This is a genomic window from Bacillus sp. PPSBB_2 (assembly GCF_045291115.1).
Lineage (GTDB): Bacteria > Bacillota > Bacilli > Bacillales > Bacillaceae_G > Bacillus_A > Bacillus_A cereus.
This window is the reverse complement of the sequence record NZ_CP147983.1, coordinates 1-10,068: the sequence shown is the minus strand read 5'-3', so window position 1 is coordinate 10,068 and position 10,068 is coordinate 1. Positions and strand designations below refer to the sequence as shown.

The following is a 10,068-nucleotide window of genomic DNA, read 5'->3' as shown; positions in this document are numbered from 1 at the left end:
TTTCTTTTTTCGATGTTTGCTTACTGGCGAAATAATCAATCACCCTCTTTAAATAATTTCGCGTATTTTGGCATAAAGCTACTTTTATTTGCCATTCTCCGCTTTCTAGGCAGACCTCTCCCTTGTATTCATAAAATGAGTCGCATTTTGGACAAAGAAGAGGATCTTTTTTTCCACTTGCGATAACTCGTTCCCTCCACGTCTGACGACGTAGTGTTTTTTTCACTTTTATTATCCAACGTCTGGCTTTCTTTTGCCATTCATTTAATAGTTTTTTACATAATGTTTTAATGCGACGTGCATACATGCCATAATGACGAATCATTTTGAATTGTTCATCTGGAATATGACGAATTAATCGAGAAATAAACTCTTCTACAGATATCGTTTCTATCTTGTTCCTACCCTCTACTTTGTCCCTATATGCAAAAGAAACAGATTGTCCATCATATTCCTCGATCCGGTTCAACCCAATAGCAGGTCGACGAATATAACGGCCAATATACCGAAGTTGTTTTTTTACGTTTCCTTTCTGTTTCGGAGCGTGTACATAGAAGCCTTTCCCATTATCAGAAAATGCTTTTTGAAGTTTCGATTGAATTGGCTTTTTTTCTGCCACCGTAAGCTCTTTTCGTATCAGTTTTAACACGATGGTTTGCCACTGTTTCCGAAGCATCTCAAACGGAAGAAAATCATATCCTCTCCACTTTCCAGTCTTTGTCATCCCACCCATTGTAACAAGTATATGAACATGCGGATTAAAATTAATTCTAGCGCCGAAGGTGTGAAGACCTACGATAATACCGGGTGTTACCTTAATTTTCTTTTGAAAATAATCCACTAACAGCCTTGCGGCCTCATCCATAAAAATCTTTAATAAATGGCGGTGCAAAAGAAAAATATCTCGAAGTCCTTCATCTACGGTAAAAATAACATGACGATGATTCACCTGAAGTACGTCTTCTGAAAGAAGTCTACTCCATTCTTCACTTTCTCCTACAGAACAAGTTGTGCAAAATCGGCCCTTACAACGATAAGGAACTTTTCGAACATGATGACACCCTTCACATACAAACAATTTAAATCCATTTTCAGGGTCTCCACACCCTCTAAATTTTTCAATTTCTTTCAAAACAACTGGACGGATCCTCGCGCCATATTTATCTTTAAATCGTTCCCAATGACTATGTTCATCAAAAAAAATACGTTTTAATATATTTGCTTCCATAACTAAAAAATAGCACAATCTAACTCATTATGGAAATTCCAAATATTGTTCGTAATGCCTTATACAGCAAGCTTTCCAAGAGGGCACTTCGTGCTCAAAAACTTATACTTTCTTATCTTATAAAAAAATAAAGAGAGGGAAAATCCCCTCTCTTATTCTTCTGAAGAAACCTCTTCACTCGTTTCTTCCTCTTCATCTTTTTGTGCTTTTGCTACCGTCGCTACCTCTTGGTCTTCCTCTAATCGAATTAGACGAACACCTTGTGTATTACGTCCCATTTGAGAGATTTGATCAACTGGCATACGAATAATAACGCCTGCCGCTGTAATTAACATAATATCTTCTTCACCTGTAACAGACTTAACAGCTACTAATTTACCGTTCTTATCTGTAATGTTACAAGTTTTCAGACCTTTACCACCGCGACTTTGCAGACGGTATTCATCAATCGGTGTACGCTTTCCGTAACCATTTTTCGTTACAATTAGAACATTTACATCCTCTTCGACAATTTCCATACCTACAACTTGGTCTTCATCGCCCAACGTAATAGCTTTAACACCTGCAGCATTACGTCCCATGGAACGAACATCTTGTTCATTGAAACGAATTAGCATACCGTTACTTGTCCCGACAATAATATCCTTATCACCCGATGTTAAACGTACAGATATTACTTCATCCTCTTCACGAAGAGAAATTGCAATTAAACCATTTGTACGTATATTTGCAAATGATGAAAGTGGTGTTCTCTTAGAAACCCCTTGTTTTGTCGTAAAGAATAAGAACTGATCGTCACCAAATTCACGAATCGGAATAATAGCGTTAATCCACTCACCCTTATCTACCCCTAATAGGTTAATAATTGGTAGTCCTTTTGCAGTACGACTATACTCTGGAATTTCATATCCTTTCGTACGGTATACTTTACCCTTGTTTGTAAAGAATAAAATATGATCATGAGTAGACGTTGTTAATAAATGTTCAACAAAGTCATCATCATTCGTACCCATTCCTTGCACACCACGTCCCCCACGGTTCTGTGTTTTGTACGTAGAAGCCGGTAACCTCTTAATATAACCGTTATGAGTTAACGTAATCGCAATGTTTTGTTCAGGAATTAAATCTTCATCTTCAATAAATTCCATACCGCCAATTGTAATTTCTGTTCGTCTCTTATCATTGAAACGCTCTTTTACTTCTGTTAATTCTTCACGAATAATCTCAAGAACTTTTTCTTCATCTGCTAAAATCGCTTTTAATTCAGCAATTAACTTCATTAAGTCTTGATATTCTTGCTCAATTTTTTCACGTTCTAATCCAGTTAAGCGTTGCAGACGCATATCTAAAATCGCTTGCGCTTGTTTCTCACTTAAACCAAAACGTTCCATTAAGCCTTGCTTTGCAATATCTGCCGTTTTTGAACTACGAATTAACGTAATAACTTCATCAAGATGATCTAAAGCAATTCGTAATCCTTCTAAAATATGAGCACGTGCTTCTGCTTTTTCTAATTCATAAGCAGTACGTCTACGAATTACTACCTTCTGATGCTCTAAATAATGATATAGATTTTGTTTTAAATTTAGTACTTGTGGCTCCCCATTTACAAGAGACAACATATTAATACCGAAACTTGTTTGAAGCGCTGTATGTTTATATAGATTGTTTAATAGTACGTTTGCATTAGCATCACGACGTACTTCCATGACAATACGCATACCATTACGATCTGATTCATCACGTAAATCTGTAATACCTTCAATTTTCTTATCGCGAACTAATTCTGCGATTTTTTCAATTAATCGTGCCTTATTAACTTGATAAGGTAGTTCAGTTACGATAATAGATTGTTTACCGTTTGACTTCTCTTCAATTTCAACCTTAGCACGAAGCATAATGGAACCGCGACCTGTTTCATAAGCTCTTCGAATTCCACTTCTTCCTAAAATTAAACCTGCCGTCGGAAAGTCTGGACCTGGAATGTATTCCATTAATTCCGCGATAGTAATATCAGGATTATGACTTAATGCCAGCACACCATCAATTACTTCGCCAAGCTGATGCGGCGGTATATTTGTTGCCATACCAACAGCAATACCTGTTGTACCGTTTACTAATAAATTAGGGAAACGCGCTGGTAGTACTATCGGTTCTCTTTCGGAACCATCATAGTTATCTTGATAATCAATTGTATTTTTTGAAATATCACGTATTAATTCCATAGAAATCTTAGACATTCTTGCCTCTGTATAACGCATTGCAGCTGCTGAATCTCCATCTACAGAACCGAAGTTACCATGCCCATCTACAAGCATATAACGTTGACTAAAATCTTGCGCCATACGTACCATTGTTTCATAAACGGCTGAATCACCATGAGGGTGATACTTACCGATTACTTCACCGACAATACGTGCTGATTTCTTATACGCTTTATCAGCTGTAATTCCTAAATCATTCATCGCATATAAAACCCTACGATGCACAGGTTTTAATCCATCACGAACATCTGGTAATGCACGAGATACGATAACACTCATTGCGTAATCTAAAAATGAGGTACGCATTTCATGACTAATATTAATTTCTCGAATTCGTGCTTGTTGTTGATTGTCTGACATCAACGAGCACCTCCTCTTACATTTCCGTTACACATACATTGATTTATATGTAGAAGACAGGAATACTTAGATTCCTGTCATTACTCATTTAAATATCAAGGTTCTTCACGTATTTTGCATTCTCTTGGATAAAGTTACGACGCGGCTCTACTTTATCTCCCATTAAAATTTCAAATGTTTCGTCTGCTTCAATTGCATCTTGAAGGGAAACTTGAAGTAATGAACGTACTTCTGGATCCATTGTCGTCTCCCATAGCTGAGTTGGATTCATCTCCCCAAGACCTTTATAACGTTGAATTCCTGGTTTCGGCTGGGCTGGTAGCTCAGCTAAGATTTTTTCAAGTTCCTTATCGTTGTAAGCATATTGAATTTTTTTACCTTGTTGTATTTTAAACAATGGCGGCTGTGCAATATAGATATAACCACACTCAATTATTTGACGCATATAACGATAGAAGAACGTTAATAATAGGGTACGAATATGTGCACCATCAACATCGGCATCGGTCATAATAATAACTTTATGATAGCGTGCTTTTTCAATATCGAAGTCTCCACCAATATTTGTACCGATTGCCGTAATAATTGTACGAACTTCATCATTTGATAAAATCTTATCTAAGCGCGCCTTTTCCACATTAATAATTTTACCCTTCAGCGGTAAAATTGCTTGGAAATGACGATCGCGTCCTTGTTTTGCAGATCCACCCGCAGAGTCACCCTCTACGATGTAAATTTCACTAATTGCTGGATCTTTCGAAGAGCAATCAGCTAATTTACCAGGTAAACTTGAAACTTCTAACGCACTCTTTCGACGTGTCAATTCACGCGCTTTTTTCGCAGCTACACGTGCACGTGCAGCCATCGTACCTTTTTCTACAATTTTTCGCGCTACATTAGGATTTTCTAGTAAGAACTTTTCAAATGCCTCTGAGAATACAGACTCTGTAATTGTTCTCGCTTCACTATTCCCAAGTTTTGTCTTCGTTTGTCCTTCAAATTGTGGATTTGGATGCTTGATTGATACAATTGCTGTTAAACCTTCACGAACATCCTCACCAGTTAAATTACTGTCCGCATCTTTTAAAATGCTATTTTTACGACCATAGTCGTTGATTACACGAGTTAAAGCTGTTTTAAAACCTACCTCATGTGTACCACCTTCATACGTATGGATGTTATTCGTAAATGAGTAAATATTATTTGTGTATCCTTCGTTATATTGAAGAGAAACCTCAACCTGAATACCATCTTTTGAACCTTCTACGTACACAGGCTCTTCATGAATCGGTTGTTTTGAGCGATTTAAATGCTCAACGTATGATTTAATTCCACCTTCGTAATGGAATTCTTTCTTTTGCTTATGTTCACGTTTATCTTCAATTGTTAATTTAATATTACGATTTAAAAACGCTAATTCACGCATACGAGTTGCTAGCGTATCAAAATCGTATACTGTTGTTTCTTGGAAAATTTCCGGATCTGGTTTAAATCGAGTTATTGTTCCTGTTTGATCTGTGTCACCAATGACTTTTAAATCCGCAACCGGAATACCTCTTTCATATTTTTGGTAATGGATTTTACCTTCACGATGTACAAATACTTCTAATTCTGTTGATAGAGCATTTACAACCGATGCCCCAACACCATGTAAACCACCAGAAACTTTATAACCGCCACCGCCAAATTTACCACCGGCGTGGAGAACAGTCATAATAACTTCTACAGCTGGACGTCCCATTTTTTCTTGTATACCAACCGGAATACCACGCCCATTATCCGTTACACGAATACTATTATCTTCTTCGATACTAACATTAATTTCATCACAATAACCTGCAAGTGCTTCATCAATACTATTATCTACGATTTCCCAAACAAGATGGTGAAGCCCTTTTCCACTTGTAGATCCAATATACATACCAGGGCGTTTCCGAACTGCCTCTAGTCCTTCAAGCACCTGTATCTGACTTTCATCATATGCATTTTCTTGCATTTGCTTTTGTTCCATTGACACAAAGATCACCTACTTTTCCATTTAAACAGGGGTTATTCCCTATCTATTTCACAATCTACAGTGCCGTTCGTTACATGAATTGTTTTCGCTTCTTTTAATGTTTCGTGTTCAATTCCGTCGACACTCGTCGTTGTAACAAATGTTTGCACTTTTCCTTGAATTGTATTTAAAAGATGTGATTGACGATAATCATCTAATTCTGATAAAACATCATCCAACAAAAGGATTGGATATTCTTTAACCTCTGAATAAATCAATTCAATTTCAGCTAATTTTAGGGATAGTGCGGTCGTTCGTTGTTGTCCTTGCGAACCAAAGACTTGAACATTTTTACTATTAACGAAGAATTGTAAATCGTCACGATGAGGACCAATCAAAGTCGTACCACGGAAAATTTCACGTTGTTTCACAGATTGAAAACTTTCATAGTATACTTCTTTTATTTTCGACAAATCCATTGATTCTGATACATCTACACTTGGTTTATAGACAATTTCTAACTCTTCTAATCCACGGCTTATACCTCGATGAATTGGAGCTGCCCATTCCTGTAGCAAATGCAAAAATTCAAAACGTTTTTGCAGTATTTTCGCACCATGCTCAATTAGTTGAAGTGTAAATACATCCAACATCGTTTCCTCATTCTTACTATTCCCTTGCATTTTTTTCAACAAGTGATTTCGTTGCGTGAGCACCTTTTGATATTGACTTAATTCATACAAATATACAGGAGCTATTTGTCCTAATTCCATATCTAAAAAGCGTCTTCTTACTTGAGGGCTTCCTTTTACAAGATTTAAATCTTCTGGGGCAAACATGACAACGTTCATCACGCCAATATATTGACTTAACTTTTGTTGTTCAAGTTGATTTAATTTTGCCTTTTTACCTTTTTTCGAAATATTTAATTCCAAAGACAAAGAACTGTTTCTTTTTTGTAATTTCCCTTTTATTTGTCCAAAATCTTCATCCCAGCGGATAAGTTCGCGATCATTAGAGGTTCTATGAGATTTCGCCATCGCTAAAACATAAATAGCTTCCATCAAATTTGTTTTCCCTTGCGCATTTTCGCCGATAATTACATTTACCTTATCTTCAAAGGAAAGCTCTAATTTTTCATAATTGCGATAGTTTTTTAATTGTATTTCTGAAATAAACAAAGGGCTCCCCCTTTATGCCTGAACTTGGAAAGTTCCGCTTCCTGGAATTTCAATAACATCATTCGCATATAGTTTGCGACCTCTTCTATTTTCAAGTTCGTTGTTCACGTACACTTCATATTCTTGTAAAAACCATTTTACAGCGCCACCTGTATCAATTACATCAGCTAACTTTAAAAATTGTCCTAGTGTAATATACTCTGTTGAAATTTTAATACGTTTCATAAAATCGCTCACTTTCTGAAAGTGTTCATTCTTTCATTGTACTAAATAAACTAGCATTAGGAAAGTAATACCCAAAAATCAAATAAGGGCCACTAGCATCTTTAAACTAGCAACCCTTATTCCTTACCTAGTAAGTACGAACCGGTAAAATTAATTGAATAATTGAATCATCATTTACTGTACGAATTAAGAACGGTCTCATCGCCCCAGTAAAGCTAACTTTAATCTCTGTACTATCCAAAGCTTTCAATGCATCCATCATATATTTTGCACTAAAAGATATTTTTAACTCTTCTCCATCTACTTTTTCGCATTGTACTTCTTCGACAACTTTTCCGATTTCTGGTGAATTCGAAGAAATCTCTAGCATTTCTTGCTCTAAAGTTGATAATTTAACAACGTTATTGCGGCCATCTCTTGCTAATAGTGAAGCACGATCAATTGCTTGTAGGAATTCTTTTGTATTCACAAAAATATCCGTTTTACTCTCTGCCGGAATTAAACGTGTCGTATCAGGATAATTCCCTTCTAACAATCTTGAGAAGAATAATAAATGTTTTGTACGGAATAATACTTGATACTCCGTAATAACGATATCTACCATTTCTTCAGACTCATCTAAAATTTTACTTAATTCATTTAAGCTCTTACCTGGAATAACAACATTAGCTTGGAATTCATCTGCAATATTATGTCCTTCAATTTTTGCTTTTCGAAGTGCCAGCCTATGACTATCTGTTGCAATACAAGTTAACTCGCTGTTATATACCTTCCAGTTTACACCTGTCAAGATTGGTCTTGTTTCAGAAGTAGAAACTGCAAATACAGTTTGTCTGATCATATGTTTAAGTAAATCTGTTGGTATCTTAAATACATGATGTTCTTCAATCTGTGGCAATAACGGATATTCTGCAGAATCTAAACCATTTAAGTTAAACTCTGATTTTCCAGATTTTATTTTTGTCATAAAATGATTTTCTACAGAAATTTCGACAGTGTCTTTAGGTAGTTTTTTTACAATCTCACTAAAATATTTTGCCTGTAAAACAATGCTTCCTGATTGAGCTATTTCTACGATTTCTTTTCCAGCTTCTTCGACTGGAATAAACGATTCAATAGAAATATCAGCATCGCTTCCTGTTAATGTAACTCCTTCTTCAGTCGCTACAACTTTAATTCCCGTAAGAATTGGGATTGTTGTACGAGAAGAAACTGCCTTCATTACATCTTGTACACCTCTTACAAGATAGTCTTTTTGTATTGTAAAACGCATAAAGAAAAACCTCCGGTAAGTATAAGATTTTATTTAATTAATAAAGATAAAAAATAGTAGTAATAGTAATAGGGCTTGTGGATATGTGGATAACTCCGCTAAAGGATGTAAAAACAGTCTATCTACATGTGGATAGACTGTGCGTAAAACAAGGTAAGTTATTCACACTATTCAGCTACTACTTTAAAATACCATTAATTTCTTCAACTTGCTTTTGTAATTGCGTATCGGTTTTTAGTAGTTTAGAGATTTTTTCATGGGCATGGATAACTGTTGTATGATCACGTCCACCAAATTCTTCACCTATTTTTGGTAAAGAGGAGTCTGTAAGCTCGCGCGATAAATACATTGCAATTTGGCGAGGAAACGCAACTGATTTTGTACGTTTTTTCGCTTTAAAATCTTCTAATTTCACTTGATAAACGTCCCCGACAGCTTTTTGAATATCATAAATAGAGATAATTTTCGGCTTAGAATTTGGAATAATATCTTTAAGTGCTTCAGCTGCTAAATCAGCATTAATATCTTTATTAATTAAAGATGAATAAGCTACAACTCGGATAAGTGCACCTTCTAATTCACGAATATTTGAATCAATTTGATTTGCGATATAAAGCATAACTTCATTTGGTATATCAAGCCCTTCAGCTTTTGCTTTTTTGCGTAAAATTGCAATTCGTGTCTCTAAATCTGGCGGCGTAATGTCTGTAATAAGTCCCCATTCAAAGCGGGAACGAAGACGATCTTCTAAAGTTGGAATTTCTTTTGGTGGTCGGTCACTAGAAATTACAATTTGTTTACTTTCTTCGTGTAATGCATTAAATGTATGGAAAAACTCTTCTTGAGTCTGTTCTTTTCCAGCAAGAAATTGAATATCATCTATCAATAAAACATCTACGTTGCGATATTTATTACGAAAATCAACAGCTTTATTATCACGAATAGAGTTAATAAATTCATTTGTAAATTTTTCTGATGATAAATATACAACTTTTGCATTTGGATTATGTTCAATTACATAATGACCAATTGCATGCATTAAATGTGTCTTTCCAAGTCCAACTCCTCCGTAAATAAAGAGTGGATTATACGCTTTAGCTGGCGCCTCAGCTACAGCTAATGAAGCTGCATGGGCAAAACGGTTACCAGAGCCAATAACAAATGTATCGAATGTATATTTTGGATTTAACATGCTCTGTGGTAAATGAGCTGAATCATCTTGTGCTGGATTCGGCTTAACTGGAGGCAGATCAATGTCCTCTTCAGCTTGACTTTGGGGAATAATAAAGCGAATTGCTAATTTTGCCCCTGTTAAATCGTATAGTGTTTCTGAAATTAGTTCGGAGTAATGAGATTCTAGCCAGTCACGAGCAAATTCATTCGGAGCTGTAATCGTTAATACGTCTTTCTTCAAGTTATGAGCGGTTGTGGATTTTAACCATGTCTCATAACTAGGCTTGCTTACCTTTTTTTCTAATTCTTTTAAGGCACTATTCCATAAATCAGAGATATTTTCCAAAGGTGTCCCTCCTTTACTAAGT

7 protein-coding genes are annotated in these 10,068 nt (G+C 35.8%); all 7 read right to left on the bottom strand.

What is annotated here, in order from left to right; all coding sequences use genetic code 11:
- Window positions 1-1,246: transposase (locus V6946_RS00035; RefSeq protein WP_406622182.1), on the bottom strand; the 1,246-nt coding region annotated here is incomplete at its 3' end.
- A gap of 134 nt (window positions 1,247-1,380) precedes the next feature.
- The gene (gene gyrA, locus V6946_RS00030; protein ID WP_001282864.1) at window positions 1,381-3,852 is read right to left on the bottom strand and encodes a DNA gyrase subunit A; all 2,472 of its coding nucleotides are present in this window, start codon (window positions 3,850-3,852) and stop codon (window positions 1,381-1,383) included.
- Between the two features lie 88 nt (window positions 3,853-3,940).
- Window positions 3,941-5,863, bottom strand: coding sequence for a DNA topoisomerase (ATP-hydrolyzing) subunit B (gene gyrB / locus V6946_RS00025; RefSeq protein ID WP_000435982.1), 1,923 nt, complete (start codon window positions 5,861-5,863; stop codon window positions 3,941-3,943).
- Window positions 5,864-5,901: 38 nt separating this feature from the next.
- Window positions 5,902-7,029, bottom strand: a complete 1,128-nt coding sequence (gene recF / locus V6946_RS00020) for a DNA replication/repair protein RecF (RefSeq protein WP_000470745.1) — start codon at window positions 7,027-7,029, stop codon at window positions 5,902-5,904.
- A 12-nt stretch (window positions 7,030-7,041) separates the two neighbouring features.
- Entirely contained in the window at window positions 7,042-7,254 is a 213-nt protein-coding gene (gene yaaA, locus V6946_RS00015) for a S4 domain-containing protein YaaA (RefSeq protein WP_000821364.1), read from the bottom strand.
- Between the two features lie 127 nt (window positions 7,255-7,381).
- Window positions 7,382-8,527 carry a DNA polymerase III subunit beta gene (gene dnaN / locus V6946_RS00010; RefSeq protein ID WP_006919875.1) on the bottom strand — a complete coding sequence of 382 codons (1,146 nt, stop codon included), beginning with the start codon at window positions 8,525-8,527 and terminating at the stop codon, window positions 7,382-7,384.
- Window positions 8,528-8,705: 178 nt separating this feature from the next.
- Window positions 8,706-10,046 (bottom strand): chromosomal replication initiator protein DnaA, encoded by a 1,341-nt coding sequence (gene dnaA, locus V6946_RS00005; protein WP_000428017.1) that lies wholly within the window; start codon window positions 10,044-10,046, stop codon window positions 8,706-8,708.
- Between the last annotated feature and the right edge of the window lie 22 nt (window positions 10,047-10,068).

Excerpts from the sequence above, each read along its gene's own strand:
- gyrA (WP_001282864.1), bottom strand. The coding sequence starts at position 3,852 with ATGTCAGACAATCAACAACAAGCACGAATTCGAGAAATTAATATTAGT.
- gyrB (WP_000435982.1), bottom strand. The coding sequence starts at position 5,863 with ATGGAACAAAAGCAAATGCAAGAAAATGCATATGATGAAAGTCAGATA.
- yaaA (WP_000821364.1), bottom strand. The coding sequence starts at position 7,254 with ATGAAACGTATTAAAATTTCAACAGAGTATATTACACTAGGACAATTT.
- dnaN (WP_006919875.1), bottom strand. The coding sequence starts at position 8,527 with ATGCGTTTTACAATACAAAAAGACTATCTTGTAAGAGGTGTACAAGAT.